The 16,380-nt window shown below is 73.0% G+C and carries 12 protein-coding genes; 8 read left to right on the top strand and 4 right to left on the bottom strand.

Going from position 1 to position 16,380, the window contains the following annotated elements; translation table 11 throughout:
* Positions 1-2 precede the first annotated feature (2 nt).
* Positions 3-3,707, bottom strand: coding sequence for a nitrate reductase subunit alpha (locus PSED_RS21620; protein WP_013676376.1), 3,705 nt, complete (start codon positions 3,705-3,707; stop codon positions 3-5).
* Positions 3,708-3,907: 200 nt separating this feature from the next.
* Here PSED_RS21620 and PSED_RS21615 point away from each other — a divergent pair, with 200 nt between their 5' ends.
* Positions 3,908-5,134, top strand: coding sequence for an MFS transporter (locus tag PSED_RS21615; protein ID WP_013676375.1), 1,227 nt, complete (start codon positions 3,908-3,910; stop codon positions 5,132-5,134).
* A 19-nt stretch (positions 5,135-5,153) separates the two neighbouring features.
* Here the strand turns inward: PSED_RS21615 and PSED_RS21610 are convergent, their stop codons facing one another.
* The 3 genes from PSED_RS21610 to PSED_RS21600 form a co-directional block, all read right to left on the bottom strand.
* Positions 5,154-5,642 (bottom strand): HAD family hydrolase, encoded by a 489-nt coding sequence (locus tag PSED_RS21610; RefSeq protein ID WP_013676374.1) that lies wholly within the window; start codon positions 5,640-5,642, stop codon positions 5,154-5,156.
* A gap of 173 nt (positions 5,643-5,815) precedes the next feature.
* Complete coding sequence (locus tag PSED_RS21605) at positions 5,816-10,927, bottom strand: helix-hairpin-helix domain-containing protein (RefSeq protein WP_013676373.1); 5,112 nt, start codon at positions 10,925-10,927, stop codon at positions 5,816-5,818.
* Positions 10,928-11,037: 110 nt separating this feature from the next.
* Positions 11,038-11,640, bottom strand: a complete 603-nt coding sequence (locus PSED_RS21600; protein WP_013676372.1) for a TetR/AcrR family transcriptional regulator — start codon at positions 11,638-11,640, stop codon at positions 11,038-11,040.
* A 171-nt stretch (positions 11,641-11,811) separates the two neighbouring features.
* Here PSED_RS21600 and PSED_RS21595 point away from each other — a divergent pair, with 171 nt between their 5' ends.
* The 7 genes from PSED_RS21595 (at position 11,812) to PSED_RS21565 (ending at position 16,380) form a co-directional block, all read left to right on the top strand.
* The gene (locus PSED_RS21595) at positions 11,812-12,612 is read left to right on the top strand and encodes an alpha/beta hydrolase (protein WP_013676371.1); all 801 of its coding nucleotides are present in this window, start codon (positions 11,812-11,814) and stop codon (positions 12,610-12,612) included.
* 144 nt (positions 12,613-12,756) lie between these two features.
* Complete coding sequence (locus PSED_RS21590) at positions 12,757-13,290, top strand: DUF421 domain-containing protein (RefSeq protein WP_013676370.1); 534 nt, start codon at positions 12,757-12,759, stop codon at positions 13,288-13,290.
* Between the two features lie 75 nt (positions 13,291-13,365).
* On the top strand, positions 13,366-14,175 hold the full coding sequence (locus PSED_RS21585; RefSeq protein ID WP_013676369.1) for a 2-keto-4-pentenoate hydratase: 810 nt from the start codon (positions 13,366-13,368) through the stop codon (positions 14,173-14,175).
* Entirely contained in the window at positions 14,172-14,942 is a 771-nt protein-coding gene (locus PSED_RS21580; protein ID WP_013676368.1) for a 2-keto-4-pentenoate hydratase, read from the top strand. Before PSED_RS21585 ends, PSED_RS21580 begins: the two co-directional genes overlap by 4 nt.
* Before the next feature lie 12 nt (positions 14,943-14,954).
* The gene (locus tag PSED_RS21575) at positions 14,955-15,170 is read left to right on the top strand and encodes a tautomerase family protein (protein WP_013676367.1); all 216 of its coding nucleotides are present in this window, start codon (positions 14,955-14,957) and stop codon (positions 15,168-15,170) included.
* Positions 15,167-15,871, top strand: coding sequence for an alpha/beta fold hydrolase (locus tag PSED_RS21570; protein ID WP_013676366.1), 705 nt, complete (start codon positions 15,167-15,169; stop codon positions 15,869-15,871). Before PSED_RS21575 ends, PSED_RS21570 begins: the two co-directional genes overlap by 4 nt.
* The gene (locus PSED_RS21565) at positions 15,868-16,380 is read left to right on the top strand and encodes an aromatic-ring-hydroxylating dioxygenase subunit beta (RefSeq protein WP_013676365.1); all 513 of its coding nucleotides are present in this window, start codon (positions 15,868-15,870) and stop codon (positions 16,378-16,380) included. Before PSED_RS21570 ends, PSED_RS21565 begins: the two co-directional genes overlap by 4 nt.

The raw sequence follows: 16,380 nt of genomic DNA, 5'->3' as shown, positions 1-16,380 counted from the left end.
CGTCAGTACTCCACGTTCTGGCCGGCGCGGCGCCGGATCACGGTGACCTCGTCGCGCTGGTTGCCGGTCGGGCCGAGGTAGTTGAAGGCGAACGAGAGCTGGGCGTAGCCGCCGATCAGGTGCGTCGGCTTGACGAGGATGCGGGTCAGCGAGTTGTGGATGCCGCCGCGGCGGCCGGTGGCCTCGGACCTCGGCACGTTCACCACGCGTTCCTGGGCGTGGTAGACGAACACGGTGCCGGCGGGCATGCGGTGGCTGACGACGGCGCGCAGCACCATGATCCCGTTGCGGTTCACGGCCTCGACCCAGTCGTTGTCGCGCACGCGGATCGCCGCCGCGTCCTGCTCGCTCATCCACACCACGGGACCGCCGCGCGAGAGCGAGAGCATGAACAGGTTGTCCTGGTACTCGGAGTGGATGGACCACTTGGAGTGCGGGGTGAGGTAGCGGACGGTCACCTCGGCGCCGTCCGCGGCCACGTCGCCCGGCCGGTTCTCGCCGAACAGCCGTGACATGTCCAGCGGTGCGCGGTAGACGGGCAGCGTCTCGCCCATCTCGCGCATCCAGTCGTGGTCGAGCAGGAAGTGCATCCGCCCGGTCAGCGTGTGCCAGGGCTTGGCCCGCTCGACGTTGACCGTGAACGGCGCGTACCGCCGGCCGCCGGTCTCGCTGCCCGACCACTCCGGGCTCGTGATCACCGGGACGGGACGGGCCTGCGTGTCGGCGAAGCGGATCCGCTTCTCCTCGCTGCCCTCGGCGAGGTCCGCCAGCCGGGTGCCGGTGCGCCGCTCCAGCTCCCGGAAGCCCTGCACGGCGAGCCGGCCGTTCGTGGTGGCGGACAGGGCGAGGATCGCCTCGGCCAGCTTGGCGTCGGTGTCGATCGCGGGGCGGCCGTCGGCGACGCCGCCGAGCATGACGCCGTTCGTCGCGGCGAGGTGTGCGACCTCCTCGTCGGGCCGGTAGGTCACGGCCTTCGTCGTCACCCCGAGCCGCTCGACCAGCGGCCCGAGTGCGGCCATCTTCTCGGCGACCGCGGGGTAGTCCCGTTCGACGACCACGAAGTTCGGCATGGTGCGGCCCGGCACGGCCTCGCACTCGCCGGCCCGCCAGTCCAGCACCCGCCCGCCCGGCTGCGCGGTCTCGCCGGGGGTGTCGTGCTGCAGCGGCACCGCGACGACGTCGCGGCGCACGCCGAGGTGGGTGCGGGCGAGCTCGGAGAAGCGCCGGGCGATGGCGTGGAAGGCGTCGAAGTCGGTGCGGGACTGGAAGGGCGGGTCGATCGCCGGGGTGAAGGCGTGCACGAAGGGGTGCATGTCCGTGGTGTTCAGGTCGTGCTTCTCGTACCAGGTGGCCGCCGGGAGCACGACGTCGGAGAGCAGCGTGGAGCTGGTCATCCGGAAGTCCAGGGACAGGAGCAGGTCGAGCTTGCCCTCCGGCGGCCGTTCGCCGCGCCAGACGACGTCGCGCGGACGCCGGTCCGGGCCCGCCTGCTCGGCGTTCAGGTTGTGGTGCGTGCCGAGCAGGTGCCGGAGGAAGTACTCGTCGCCCTTGGCCGAGGACCCGAGCAGGTTCGCCCGCCACAGCGTCAGGCAGCGCGGCCAGTTCTCGGGAGCGTCGGGGTCCTCGATCGCGAACCGCAGGGTCCCGTCCTGCAGCCGGCGCGCCACGTGGTCGGCGACGTTCCCGTCGCCGGCGTCGTCGGCGACGTCGAGCGGGTTGCGGTCGAACTGGGGGTAGGACGGCATCCAGCCCAGCCGGGCGGACAGGGCGACGGTGTCCATCGTGTGCAGGCCGGCGAGCTTCCCCTCGGCCAGCGGCGAGGCGAGCGCGTCGGCCCGGTAGCCGTCGTAACGCCACTGGTCGGTGTGGGTGTACCAGTACGCCGTGCCGATCATCTGCCGTGGCGGGCGCTGCCAGTCGGTGGCCATCGCCGTCGTGGCCCAGCCGGTGACGGGACGGCACTTCTCCTGGCCCACGTAGTGCGCCCAGCCGCCCCCGTTGCGGCCCATCGACCCGGTGAGCATCAGCAGTGCGAGCACCGCCCGGTAGGTGGCGTCGCCGTGGAACCACTGGCAGATCCCCGCCCCCATGATGATCATGGTTCGGCCGTGGGACTCCTCGGCGTTGGCGGCCATCTCGCGGGCGATGCGGGCGACCTGTCCGGCCGGTACGGACGTGATCGCCTCCTGCCAGGCCGGGGTGTACGGCTCGGCGGCGTCGTCGTAGCCCGACGGCCAGACGCCGGGCAGCCCCTCGCGGTGCACCCCGTACTGGGCCAGCATCAGGTCGAAGACCGTGGTGACGAGCCTGCCGGCGACCCGGCGGGTGGGCACCCCACGGCGCAGGACAGCGCCGGTGCCGTCGAGGTCGTCGAAGCGGGGCAACAGGACCTCGGCCGACTGACCGTCGAGCAGGGTGAGCTGCGGGGCGACGTCCCCCAGGTCGAGGTTCCAGCGGCCCGTACCGGAGTCGGTGTAGCGGAAGCCCAGCGATCCGTTGGGCACCACGGGGTCCCCGGTCCGGCCGTCGACCAGCACGGTCTTCCACTCCGCGCCCTCGCCCGTGTCGCCGAGGTCGGCGGCGGTGAGGAACCTGCCCGGGACGTGCGCGCCGTCCCGCTCCTCCAGCGTGACCAGGAACGGCAGGTCGGTGTAGCGGCGGACGTAGTCGACGAAGAACGGCACCCGCCGGTCGACGAAGAACTCCCTGAGCACGACGTGGCCCATCGCCATCGCGAGCGCGCCGTCGGTGCCGGGCTGCGCGGGCAGCCAGGTGTCGGCGAACTTCGTGTTGTCGGCGTAGTCGGGGGAGACCACGACGACCTTCTGGCCCCTGTACCGCGCCTCGGCCATCCAGTGCGCGTCCGGGGTGCGGGTGATCGGCACGTTCGAGCCCCACATCAGCAGGTAGGTGGCGTTCCACCAGTCCCCGGACTCCGGGACGTCGGTCTGGTCGCCGAACACCTGCGGGGACGCGACCGGAAGATCGGCGTACCAGTCGTAGAACGAGGTCATCGCCCCGCCGATCAGTTCGATGAACCGCGAACCGACGGCGTGCGAGACCATCGACATCGCCGGGATCGGGGAGAACCCGGCGACCCGGTCCGGACCGTAGGTCCTGATCGTGTGCACGTGGGCCGCCGCGACGATCTCGACCGCCTCGTCCCAGGAGACCCGCACGTGCCCGCCCTTTCCCCGGGCGGACTGGTAGCGGCGGCGCTTCGCGGGGTCCCCGGTCACCTCGGCCCAGGCCGCGACCGGGTCCCGGAGGCGGGCCCTGGCCTCGCGGAACATCTCGACGAGCACGCCGCGGACGTACGGGTACCGCACCCGGGTCGGCGAGTAGGTGTACCAGGAGAACGCGGCGCCACGAGGGCACCCGCGCGGCTCGTACTCCGGAGAGTCCGGCCCGACCGAGGGGTAGTCGGTCTGCTGGGTCTCCCAGGTGATGATCCCGTCCTTGACGTAGACCTTCCACGAGCACGACCCGGTGCAGTTCACCCCGTGGGTCGACCGCACGACCTTGTCGTGGCTCCACCGGTCCCGGTAGAACACGTCACCCTCGCGCCCGCCCCGCGCGAACACCGCACGCAGGTCGTCCGACGTCGTGCGGCGGGTGAAGAACCGTCCCGCCCTCAGCAGCGCGTCGGCAGCCGGACCGTCCGTGCCGGCTCGCGGCGCGGGCCCCCCATCGGCGTCGAGAGTCATCCGTCCTCCGTCCTCCGTCCTCCGACCGTCTCGGACGTGACCTTGGCAGCATCCGACCCAGGCGCAGCACGGTCAATGGTCCTCACCGAGCGGACCATCGTCCCTGTCGGTCACAGCGGCCCGTGCCGGATGCTCGACCGTCGGGGGAGGCCCATGCCGAAATCGACCGGCGAGTGGGCGACTGGGAATCGGAGACGACCGTGACCGGACCGGCAGCACGCAGACGGACCGAGGCCGCTACCGGCGTGCCGCCCACACCGCGACCGGCGGTGATGCTGGCGCTCGCGACCGTCGGCTTCGCCGTCACGTTCTGGGCCTGGGCGCTGCTGTCCCCGCTCGGGGCCACCCTGCGCGAACAGCTGGACCTCAGCTCGTTCGAGCAGTCGCTGCTGGTCGCCGTCCCCGTCGTCGTCGGGTCGCTCGGGCGGATCCCGGTCGGGGCGCTGAGCGACCGGCTGGGCGCCCGGACGATGTTCCCGATCATGGCGCTGCTGACGGTGCTGCCCGTCCTCTACCTCGGCCATCTCGCCGACTCGCTCGCCGGCTACCTCGTCGGCGGGTTCTTCCTCGGTCTCGGGGGCACGACGTTCGCCGTCGGCGTCCCGTTCGTCAACGCCTGGTACCCGCCCGCCCGGCGCGGGCTCGCGCTCGGGATCTTCGGTGTCGGGATGGGCGGAACGGCGATCTCCTCCTTCACGACGGTGCAGCTCAGCACGTCGGTGGGGCCGAGCTTCCCGTTCGACCTGGTCGCCGTCATCCTCGCCGCCTACGCCGTCGTCGCATGGCTGCTGCTGCGCGACCGCCCGGACCGGCCGGTGGCCGCGGGCAGCGTGTGGAACCGGCTGCGCGCGACCCTCCGCCTGCCCGCGGCGCTGCAGCTGTCGTTCCTCTACGCCGTCGCCTTCGGCGGCTTCGTGGCGTTCAGCGTCTACCTGCCCACCTACCTGGTGAGCGCCTACGACCTCGACAAGGCCGACGCCGCCCTGCGCACCGCCGGCTTCGTCGTCCTCGCCGTCGCCATGCGCCCCGTCGGCGGGTGGCTCTCGGACCGGCTCGATCCCGTGCCCGTCCTGCTCGGGGCCTTCGGCGCCACGACGCTGCTCGCGCTCCTGGCCGCGTTCCGGTTCGGCCTCGTGCCCGTCGCGACCCTGGTGTTCCTCGCCATGGCGGCTGCGCTGGGCACCGGGACCGGGGCGGTCTTCGCGCTCGTCGCCCGGCTGGTGCCCGCCGAGCGGGTCGGTGCCGTGACCGGCGTCGTGGGCGCCGCGGGCGGACTCGGCGGCTTCTTCCCGCCGCTGGTGATGGGCCTGGTCTACGGGCTCACCGGGGACTACCTCGTCGGGTTCCTCCTGCTCGCGGCGACCGCCGCCACCGCGGCCGCGGTCACGGCGACAGCCGTCCGACGCCGGGCCGCCGCCACGACCTGACCGCCCGCCGCGCCGCCGGTCAGATGCCGCGGCGCAGCCGGGCGAGCTCCTCCAGCACCTCGGCGACGCCCTCGGTGTCCTCGACCGCGAACCCGGGGGCCTCGGCCTCCGGCCCGCCCTCCTCCAGGACCGTGATCCCCAGGTCGTCCGACCGCAGCTGCAGGGGCTTCCCGCCGTCGGCGCTGATCCTGAACACCGCGGTGGCGTCGACCTCGTCGCGCAGCCCGGCGACGGCCTCGGGCGCGACGTGGCGCAGCCCGCCCTTCGACCCGGACAGGAGCATGAGCTCGGCGACCTGTTCCGGGTCGCGCCGCGACACGACCGCCACCGTGGTCCTGGGCAGCGCGAGCAGGACGTTGAGCGCCTCGGAGGAGGGCTGCTCGGCGCGCGCGTTGTCGGGGTCGCCGAAATCGGGGGCCAGCGCCCCGTCGAAGTCGCAGGCGACGAGCAGCCGTGGGGTGGCGGCGACGCGGTCGAGCGCGCCCCACAGCTCGTCGAGGTCGTCCATCGACTCGTCCTCTCGTCCGGATCGCAGTGCGGTGCGGCCGGATCGTCGATCATCGGACGCGTCGCGTCCAGCATGTGTGCCAGGACGAGACGGTGTCCGCGCGGCCGGACCACCGATCGGGTGGGGAGTCGTGCCGCGTCGCGGCGATCGTGCCTGATATCCGGATCGACGGGTCAGCCCGCGCGCACCGACACGTGCACGTGGTCGTTCTCGTGCAGCACCCAGTCGAACCCGGTCTGCACCGCGAGCGCGGCGAGCCGGCCGAGCTTGGCCCGGTCCCGGTCGTCGACGGTGAGGTCGGCTGCCCGGCCCTCGTAGTGCAGGCTGCTGTGGGAGTGCTCGCCGTCGGGATCCCACGCCTCGGTGAGCCGCAGCCGTCGCCCCGGGAACGCCTGCGCGACGTGTGCCGCCAGGACCCCGACGAGCTCCGCGAGGCGCGGTGTCATCATCCGGTCGGCGCCGCTGCCCTCCTCGTCCTTGACGACGACGGTCGGGTCGTCGAGCCGGACGAGCGCGTCGAACTCGGGGGACCCGGCCGCCACGACGCCGGCCGCGGCGCCGCTCGCGTCGGCCTCCGTGCGGGCGGGCACGTGCTCGCCGAGGGGGACGTCGGCCGCGACGAGCACGGCGCCGTCGAAGTCCCAGATCTGGTCGACGAAGGGCGTGATCGACGAGGCCAGGTCCGCGAGCCGTTCCCCGATGCGCAGCGCCGCGCTCGGCCCGGCCGAGGACGCCTCGTCGAGGAGGCCGCCGAGATAGATCTGCAGCGTTCCCGCGCGCGGCACGAACCACCGCCACACCGGCGCGAACCCGGCGTCACTGAGGGCGAGGACGGCCTCGCGGGCGCCCCGATGCTGGGCGTGGCCCTCGCGGACGGTCTCGCCCTGCTCCCCGCTCGTGCCGTAGTAGGCCTCCTCGAGGAACGACAGCGCGTTGGCGAACAGCCAGGCGTCGAAACGCTCGTCGGTGACGTCCGCGTCGGGCTGCGCGTCGCGTAGCAGACCGGCCACCCACGTCACGATCTCGTAGAGGCCGACGGAGTACGCGCTCCAGTCGTCGAGGGCCGGGCCGATCCCGCCGGTCCGCTCGACGACGCCCGCGGCGATGCCGTGCGTGACGGTGCGGGTGAGGAAGTAGTGGTACCAGTCGGCCGGGTCGTCGTGCCCGAGCTCGTCGGGGTCGTAGATCAGGTAGAACCCGCTCGGTGCACCGCCGACCTCGTAGATGTCCGCGGGCAGTGCCCCGCGCTCGAGGGCGATCTCGAAGTCCTGGAACGTCGCGTTCGACTCGTCGTCGAAGACGCGGTAGCGGTAGGTGACCGCGGTGTCGTCACCACCGGTGCGGTCCCACGGCAACGCCATCGACTCGTAGCTGATCGAGGAGAGGCGGCGGCTCTGGGAACGCGTGTGGTTGTGGCACAACAGCAGCGCGAGGAACTCGGCCGCGGCGGCCGGCTCGGTCGACGCCGCGAGCCGGCGGGCCAGTTCCGCCACCATCGCCGCGTCGAGCGGCTCGGCGGTGCTGCGGTGGTGGTCGAGGTGGTCGGCCCGCAGCTGCTGGCCGAGGCTCTGGACCCGGCCCCGGGAGAAGAGCCGTCTGGCCCCCGGTGGGACCCGCTCGTCGTTCTCCCACTGGGAGAAGTAGGCGACGAGCATGCCCAGCGGCGGTGCCGTCAGCCGCTCGTCCGGGGTGGCGAACAGCCCCGGTCGGGAGGGCGGGTCGCTGGGCCGGTCGGGCCGCGGGGCCGGCCGGTCGCCGTCGGCCGACGGACCGGTCCCGGAGTCCTCGGCCGTCGTGGCGCCGCGCTTGCGGATCGAGACCGACTCGCCGCCCGGGCGGGTGACCGCGATCTCGGCATCCGGGCTGGTGACGGCGCTCCTGACGATGTCGCCGAACTCCTTCGTCGCGGTGACGCCGGGCTCCGCGGCGGTGGCGGGCAGGGCGGACTCCAGCGCCTTCTTCGTCAGCGCGGTGGCGGTGCCGGGGTCGATGAGCTGCTGGTCCTTGGCCTGCTGGATCTTCGACAGCGTCTTGTCGATGCCCTCCTTGGCCATGTAGACCTGCGCGGCCAGGTTCGTGAGGCCCGCCGCCTGGCCGCCGAAGTACTCCGCGGTCCCCATGGCCCGCTGCAGCGCGGCGAGGGAGTTCCGCTGGGTCTCCGAGAGCCCGGCCATGTCGCGGAACGTGTCCGCGTTGCCGAGCAGGGCGAGGAGCCCGGCGAGCCCCGCCGGGTCGGGCAGTGACGGCGCGTTCTGGACCGTCACCACGGGCGTCGGGAACTGCTGCGGGGTGAGGTCGGGCGGCTCGGCGCGCCGGGAGTCGGTCGAGACGGGCAGGATCGCGGTCGGGCTGTCGGGGATCGGCGACTCCTCCCAGCGCCAGAACCGGTCCTCCTCCTTCTTCTCGCAGCTGTTGCACCGGCCCATGACGGCCTCGGCGAAGACGCCTTTCGTCGGCACACTGACCCGGATCGGGTCGACGGCCTCGGGCTGGTAGAGGTCGAGCAGCGTCCGGGCCTCGCCGGTGACCGGGTCGACGAGCGCCTTCTCCAGCGCGGGATCGAGGACGAAGCCCGCCGCCACCGGCATCACGACGCAGTTGCCGACCACGCCGAGCACCCGGTTCTCCACGATCGAGGCGAGACTGCGCCCGCCGACGGAGGCCGGGCCCTTGATGCGGTCCAGCAGCAGGAACCGGCGTTCCGGCGTCATCGTCGTCCAGATGACCTTGTGATAGAACTCGATGTTGTCGTTGAGGTGTGCGAGCAGCCGCGCCGCGAGCTCCTGGTCCTCCCGCCGCGGGTTGCGCAGCTCCTCGGTGTTGAGCGGGGTGTGGACGACGACGTCGTCGATCCCCGACAGGTCGTTGCGGATCCGCTGGTCGCGGAACAGATGGTCCGACCGGTGCGCGGTGCGGTAGGAGAGGAACCCCGCGTCGACGAGCAGCCGTGAGTGCGACGGCAGGACCGTGGCGAGGGTCGGCACCGTCGCGGTGAAGTCGGTCTCGGGGAAGAGCGCGCTCAGGTCGGGGAAGGTCAGCGTCGTCACGGTGGACGCGACGCGCACGAACGCGATGTCGCGTCGGCGCAGCGCGCCGAGCGGGCCGGTCATGCGCGCGGTGACCGTCATGGGTACGCCGTTGCGGAAGTCCGACACCAGGGACAGGTCGAGCTTCAGGTCGCGTTCCTCGCCGTTGTCGAGGACGGCGGTCACTGCGATGTTGTCGACGATCGCCTCCGCGACCTGCTGGCCGACGGCGCGCGCGAACGCCTCGTCGCGGGCGTCGGTGCCGGCGAGGTAGCGCGCGTGGAACTCGGCGGGATCGGTCCACGGCAGGAGCGCGCGCATCCACCGCCAGCTGTCGGCGGCGTAGGCGCCGTCCGCGTCGTCAGCGGGCCTGGCGAGCTTCAGCACCAGCCGCAGCTCTCCGTCGACGTGGGTGAGCTGCTCGTCGGCGAAGATGCCGGTCGGCAGGTCGCTCCCGGCGTAGTCCGCGGCGATGCGTTCGAGAGCGGCGAAACCGCCGCGCAGGCGGCGGTCCAGCAGGTAGCGCGACAGCACCTCCTTCCAGCGGATCGCCTTGTCGGGGTCGAACAACGACATGGCGAACGGGACGAAGACGCACTCGGAGACGTCGACGAGGCGCTGGTCGATCCGGAAGTGCCGCAGCACCTCGAAGTACTCGATGGTCAGCGCGTGGCAGTGGTTGTAGTTGGCCACCGACTCCGCGGAGACCTCGAACCGCTCGCCCTGGGTCACCGACTGCACGACGGTGCTGCGCTGGCTGCGGACGGCGTTGGCCGACTGCACCGTCGCGTCACGGATGGACTGCATCGTGCTCGCGCTGGTCTTGCGGCTCGACCGCTGCCACGCGGACGCGTCCGCGTGGCCACCGCCGCCGCCCGCCCCCACGAGCGCGCCGATCGGCACCTCGATCGGCAGGATCGCGCCCACGCCCCCGCCGACACCCCAGCCCCAGACGTTCGACTCCGACCCACCCCGGCTGCGCTCGCCGACCGAGCCCTTCGCGATCTCGTTGACGTCGCGGTCGCGGCTGAGCGCGTTGTCGAGGCTCTCCTGGTAGTCCTGGCTCTGGACGTTCGCGGCGGACTCGCGGCGCTCCCAGTCGACCATGACGACCTGCTTCTTCTGGCCGGGGGCCAGCGGGAGGCTGTAGAGCAGGTCACCGAGCGAGTACCCGTCCGACGACCACTCGTGGCTCAGGTGCAGGACGTGCCCGAACGCGAGCGTGGTGGCCTGGTAGAGGGTGGGGGAGGCGTCCCAGTCGATCGCCGTGTCGGCGGTGAGGTCGACCCGCCCGGGGGCGGGCTTCTTGGTCGGCTTGAGCAGTCCCTTGATCTTCTGGGCGGCGTCGACGTGCAGGATCGGTTCGACGGACTCGCCGTCGATGCGTCCGCGCGTCGTGAGCACGTGCTCGAGGGCGCTGCGGGAGACCGACATCTTCTTGAGCACCGCGGCGTCGCCCGCGCCGGCATCCGCGCCCGGTGGGCGCCCCGCCGACCACAGCTGCCCGATGCCCTTCACGCCCTTGAGCAGCTCGTGCTCGAGGATCGGGCTGAGCCCGGCGACCTCGTCGAGCGTCACCGACGGGCTCTCGGCCAGGACGAGCGGCGTGATCTCCGGATCGGTGGTGCGGACCACCGTGAAGTAGGAGAACTCCTCGAGTACCTCGCCGCGGGCGCTGAAGGTCAGGTCCTCGCAGCCGCAGCCGGATGAGTACAGCGGGTCCTTCGCTGGTTCGACGACGAGGACGAGCCGTTCGGGGAGCAGCCCCGTCCCGGTCGCCGGGTCGGGATCGGCCAACCGGATCGGGACCCGGTGCACACCGTTCACGGTCACGGCCGCGTTGGCCGCGGTGAAGCCGGTGGTGGGCCGGAGGAACTGGAAGTAGCCGGCGCGTTCGGTCGTGACGCCGACCAGCGGGGTGAAGTCGCCGCTCGTGGGCGAGGGCGTCGTGGCGACGTAGACGACCACGGTGGCGCCCTCGACGGCGCGCCCGTTGGTCAGGTCGACGACCCGGCCCTGGACGAGGCTCCGTCCGGGCGGCAGCGCCGTCGTCGCGGCGCGGGGATCCGCGAAATGGACGTGTTCGGCGAGCGTGACCAGCTGGTCGACCGTGATGCCGGGCAGGGCCGCGAGATCGCGGACACCGGTCAGCGGAGCCGCGGCGCGGGCGGCCACGATCGCGTCGGCGAGCGCCTCGGTGATCCCCGGGATGCCCGCCAGCTCGGCGGCGTCGGCCCTGTTGACGTCGATCCTGTCCATCGCGACCCCACTCGCGTTCGACGACCGTGCGGACCAGGTGACTCGGGCGACCGACACGTTTCGTTACGGACCGGTCGAGGAGCGTGAACCCGCCGAAGGCGCCGATACCCCTAGTTCTGCAGGGCGCCTCCGACGATCGCCCGGCCGGCCTCGGCGAGCGTCGTGGACGGGTCGGCGTCACCGTCGAGGTAGCCCGCGACCATCGCGCCGTCGCGGAGCATGACCAGCTGCCGGGTGACACCGTCGGCGTCGGCGTCGGCGACGCCCAGCCGCGTCACCTGTTCCCGCACAGTGTCCGCGAACCAGTCGCGGTGCCGGTCGACGGCCTGCCGCACCGGGTGGTCGGGCCGGGGGTACTCCGCCGCGGCGTTGATGAACGGGCAGCCCCGGAAGTCCTCGGCACAGCCGAGGTCCTCGATGGCTCCGGCCAGGGCGGTGAGCGCGGCACACGCGTCGTCGGCGTGGGCCCGCAGGAGCGCGTCGATGCCGTCGCGCTCCAGCCGTGATCGTCCCTCGACGTAGGCGAGGACGAGGTCGTCCTTCGTCGGAAAGTGCCGGTAGAACGTGACCTTGCTGACCGCGGCCTCGCCGATGATCCGGTCGGCACTCACCGCGCGGATGCCCTCGCCGTAGAACAGGCGGTCGGCCGCCGCAAGGATCCGCGCTCTGACCGGTGACCCCGGCCTGGTCGAGGGGCTGTCGGCCCGGGTCACTGCTCTCGTCCTTCCTCTCGGCGCGGGCCGGTCCGATACCGCCGGACCCCGCGGCCGCTGATGTGAGGTGCTGCATGCGGCTCTCCCCGAAGGGTAGCTGCTAGCGTGCGGACGTACTAGTTCGTCTACATATGCTGTACTTCCGCCCGACAGAGCTCCGAGGAGCAGGCCATGTCCCGCACGCGCGTCGTCTTCGTCCACGGTCTGTGGATTCACTCGTCCTCCTGGTCGCCGTGGGTGGACCTGTTCCGCGAGGCGGGCTACGACCCGATCGCCCCGGGGTGGCCGGGCGACGGCGCCACCGTCGCGGAGACCCGGGCCAACCCGGAGCGGCTGGCCGGCAAGGGCATCGCCGAGGTCACCGACCACTACGCGGGGATCATCGCCGGACTCGAGCAGCCGCCGGTGGTGATCGGGCACTCCTTCGGCGGCCTGATCGCCCAGAAGCTGCTCGGCCAGGGGCTGGCCCGCGCGGCCGTCGCGATCGACCCCGGACAGATCAAGGGGGTCAAGCCGCTCCCGTTCGCACAGCTGCGGTCGGGCTTCCCCGTGCTCGGCAAGCCCGGGAACGCCAAGCGCGCGGTCTCGCTGACGGCCAAGCAGTTCCGGTACGGGTTCGGGAACGCGATCGACGCGGCGGAGTCCGATGCGCTCTACGAGCAGTTCACGATCCCCGGCCCGGGCCGGCCGCTCTTCGAGGCCGCCGCGGCGAACTTCCGGTCGTCGAGCCCGGCGAAGGTCGACGTCGCCAACGCGACCCGGGGCCCGCTGCTGTTCGTCTCCGGCGGCCGCGACCACACGGTCCCTGACGTCGTGACGCGGGCGGCATACAAGCTCTACGCGAAGTCGCCCGCGGTCACCGAGCTGCGGCAGTTCCCCGACCGCGGGCACTCGCTCGTTCTCGACCACGGCTGGCGTGAGGTCGCCGACGTCGTCCGTGAGTGGGTCGAGACGAAGGTCCCCGCCAGCTGACCGTGCGGCCGTGGCGGTCCACTCCCCGGACCGGGTGCGCGACCGGCGGACGACCCCTCGACACCATGAGCCCGGTCCCGCGCGCACCGGGATCGGCCGTGCAGTGCGTCCGAGCGGGTGCGGCGGCTCCTGCGGGAGAGTGCAGTGCCCGGTGAGCTGGGGATCGACCCGCTGGCGGCAGTACGGGTCGTCGTGGCGACGGTCGCGATGTACCTGTTGTTCGTCGCGCTGGTCCGGATCTCGGGCCAGCGCAGCCTCGTCGCGTTGTCGGGGTACGAGCTGGCCTGCGTGGCCGCGTCGGGCGCGGTGCTCGGCCGGACGACGCTGCTCGAGGTGCCGACCCTCGGCACCGGGGTCGTCGCGCTCACGACGCTGTTCGCCGTCCAGCGGCTGCTGGGTCGCTGCCGGCGCAGCCGTGCCGTCCGCCGCCTCCTCGACCGCGACCCCGTGCTGCTCATGGACGCCGGCGGGATGCGGCACGAGGCGATGCGCCGGGTCCGGGTGACCGAGGACGAGGTCCGCCAGCGGCTGCGGCTCGCCGGCATCGGGGACCCGCGGGAGGTCGGGTGGGTCGTCCTCGAGCGCAGCGGGCAGATCAGCGTCGTCCGGGCGTCGTCGGGACTCGACCCGGCGCTGCTCACGGACGTGCGCGCGCAGGCGCACGACCGGGCGGCCTGACACCCCGCGAGCCGACCGGTCCACTCGACGGACCGATCGCTACTTCGGAGCCCACACAGCTCCGACGCTGGGGCCATGTCACTCACCGAAGAGGATGTCCGGCAGCTGGCCGCCCAGCTGTGGGACGCGGAGCAGCGCTCGGTCCCGGTGGAGCCGATCAGCCGCCGGCACCCGGGCGCCGACGTCGACGACGCCTACCGGATCCAGCTCGAGGGCGTCCGGCTGCGCGTCGCGCAGGGCGACTCCGTGCGGGGTCACAAGGTCGGCCTGACCGCCCGGGTCATGCAGCAGCAGTTCGGTGTCGACCGCCCGGACTTCGGCCACCTGCTCGGGTCCATGTTCCACCCCGAGGGCGAGCCGCTGCCCGTCGACGCCCTGATCGCCCCGCGCGTCGAGCCGGAGCTGGCGTTCGTCCTGGACCAGCCGTTGCAGGGGCCCGGGGTGACCGTGGCCGACGTCCTCGCGGCGACCGCCTTCGTGCTCCCGGCCCTGGAGATCATCGACTCCCGGATCGAGGACTGGCAGATCGGGATCGTCGACACCGTCGCCGACAACGCGTCGTCGGCGCGGGTCGTGCTCGGCGGGGTCCGGACCCCGATCGCCGGGCTGGACCCGCGGCTGATCGGAGTGGTCCTGCGGCGCAACGGCGAGATCGTCGAGACCGGTGCGAGCGGGGCGGTGCTGGGCAACCCGGCCCAGGCCGTGGCCTGGCTCGCCAACACGATCGCGCCCGGCGGCGGGGTGCTCCGCGCCGGCGACCTGATCATGCCCGGCACCTGTACGCGTGCGGTGGACATGCGTCCCGGGGACACCGTGCGGGCCGACTTCGAGCACCTCGGCCACGTGGGCGTCACCTTCAGCTCGGCCGTGGGGAGTGCGGCATGACCGACGTCGCGACATGGGCCGCACGGCTCGACGACGCCGCCACCGGCACGGCGCCGATCGCCCCGCTGAGCGGCGACGGGCTGACCGACCTGGCCGTCGCCTACGAGGTGCAGGGCGGCGTGGTCGGGCTGCGGCTGGGCCGCGGCGAGCGGCTCGTCGGCGGCAAGCTCGGTCTCACGAGCAGGGCGAAGCAGATCGCCATGGGTGTGGACCGTCCGCTGTACGGGCTCGTCACCAGCGGCATGGCCCGCAACTCCGGCAGCCGGCTGTTGCTCGAGGAGCTGATCCACCCGCGCGTCGAGCCCGAGATCGCGTTCGTGCTGGGGGAGCCCCTGGAGGGCCCCGGCGTCACGGTCGCCGACGTGCTGGCCGCGACCCGCTACGTCTGCCCCGCGCTCGACGTGATCGACAGCCGGTACGAAGGGTTCAGGTTCACCCACCTCGACGCGATCGCCGACAACGCGTCCTCCGCCGTGTTCGCACTCGGGGACGACCTGGTCGAGCCCAGGGGCGACCTCGCACTGACCGGCTGCGTGCTCGAGGTCGACGGCCGGGTGGTGGAGTCCGCCGCCGGTGCCGCCGTGATGGGTCACCCGGCAGCGGCCGTCGCCTACATGGCCAACCAGCTCGTGGCCACCGACCGCCGCCTCGAGGCGGGCTGGGTCGTGCTCTCGGGCGGCCTCACCGCCCCCGTCCCCCTGCTGCCCGGCAGCACCGTCACCGCCACGCTCAGCGGGCTGGGCAGCGTCACCCTCGGCGCGGAGTAGAGGAGAACCCCCATGCCGTTCATCCAGGTCAACCTCGGTGCCGGCCGGACCCCGGAGCAGAAGGACGCGCTGATCCGGGCGGTGTCCGCCGCGGCCGCGGCGGCGATCTCGGTGCCGGAGGCGTCCGTGCGCGTCTGGCTCGTCGAGGTCCCGGCGACGGAGGTCCTCGTCGGCGGGCAGACCCTCGCCGAGAAGCAGGCCGCCGCCGTGCCGCAGGGCCGGCCATGACGCACTTCGTCCTCGTGCACGGCGCCTGGCACGGGCCGTGGTGCTGGGCGGACCAGGTCGAGGCGCTGCGCCGGCGCGGGCACGACGCCACCGCCGTCACCCTGCCGTCCGACGAGATCGGCGCCGGCGCGGCCGCGTACGCCGACGTGATCGCCCGCGCGGTCCGCGAGCCGGGCCGCGACGTCGTCGTGGGCCACTCGCTGGCCGGGCTCGCGATCCCGCTGGTGCCCGACCGGGTCCGGGTCGGCGCGCTGGTGTTCCTCGCCTCGCTGCTCCCGGACCCTGGCCGCTCGTGGCGCGACCAGCTCGGCGCCGGACGTCCCATGGCCGACTGGTTCCACGCCGAGGGGCTGCCGAAGCAGGGCCGCGACGACCAGGGACGGACCGTCTGGCCCGCCGACGTCGCGACCGAGCTCTTCTACCACGACTGCCCGCCGCAGGTCGCCGCCGCGGCCGCGGCGCGGCTGCGCCCGCAGTCGCCCACGCCCGTCGCCGAACCGACGCCGCTGACGGCCTTTCCGGACGTGCCGATGCACTACGTCGGCTGCCGGTCCGACCGGGCGGTCTCCGGCGCCTGGGCCGCGGAGACCGCCCGCGCGCGGCTCGGGACCGAGGTGACCTGGCTGGACGGCTCGCACAGCCCCTTCCTCGCCGACCCGGAGGGGCTGGCCGAGGTCCTGCTGACCCTGGAGGCCCGATGACCGCGTCGCTGACCCCGACCACGGCGGCCTTCCACCACGAGGTGGAACAGTTCCTCTACCGCGAGGCCGCGCTGCTCGACGAGTGGCGGCTCGACGACTGGTTCGCTCTCATGCACCCCGACGTCGAGTACCGCGTCCCCGCGCCCGGCTCCGACCATCTGGACCCGCGGCACACGCTGCAGGTGATCCACGACGACCACACGCGCCTCGGCGGGCGGGTCGCCCGGCTCAAGAGCAAGCACGCGCACGCGGAGAGCCCGCGCTCGCGCACCCGCCGGTTCGTGACCAACGTCCGGGTGCTGGACGGCCCGGTCGGCGACGCGGGGGAGGCCACCGTCGCGGCGAACTTCCACGTCATGCGCACCCGGCTCGGCAAGCTCGACCACTTCCTGGGGACCTACCGGTTCGTCCTGGTGCCCGACGGGGCGGGCTTCCTCGTCCGCGAGCGGGTCGCGACGCTCGACCACGGGATCGTCGAGGCGGGCGGAACCGTCTCGATCATCCTGTAG

It is taken from the genome of Pseudonocardia benzenivorans CB1190, assembly GCF_000196675.2.
Taxonomy (GTDB): Bacteria; Actinomycetota; Actinomycetes; order Mycobacteriales; family Pseudonocardiaceae; genus Pseudonocardia; species Pseudonocardia benzenivorans.
The sequence above is the reverse complement of the archived record's forward strand: the minus strand, read 5'-3'. Positions and strand labels throughout refer to the sequence as shown.